We start from the raw sequence: 252 nt of genomic DNA, 5'->3' as shown, positions 1-252 counted from the left end.
GAAGAAGTTAATATGACTAAAGTAGATATTACTTAAAGAAAGACTTAAAAAATATTATCAGATATTTTCCAAATTCAAGAGGTGACTCTTAGCGCGTAGCGTTAAAATTGAGGCACCTTGAGCAAAGAAAATGGTAGCACTACGTGCTTGTCATTAATTCTTTGCACCATATTTGCTTGGTGACAATAGCGTTTTGGACCCACCTGATCCCATGCCGAACTCAGTAGTGAAACGAAACAGCGCCGATGATAG

Annotated in this window: 1 rRNA gene; it reads left to right on the top strand. The window is 38.1% G+C overall.

Features of this window, described 5'->3' with window-relative positions:
• Nucleotides 1-175: 175 nt before the first annotated feature.
• A 5S ribosomal RNA gene (gene rrf / locus NRL14_RS20990) occupies nt 176-252 on the top strand; the annotation flags it as partial.

Origin of the sequence: Pseudoalteromonas sp. 20-92 (genome assembly GCF_030847595.1) — a bacterium.
GTDB lineage: Bacteria > Pseudomonadota > Gammaproteobacteria > Enterobacterales > Alteromonadaceae > Pseudoalteromonas > Pseudoalteromonas fuliginea.
The sequence above is the reverse complement of the archived record's forward strand: the minus strand, read 5'-3'. Positions and strand labels throughout refer to the sequence as shown.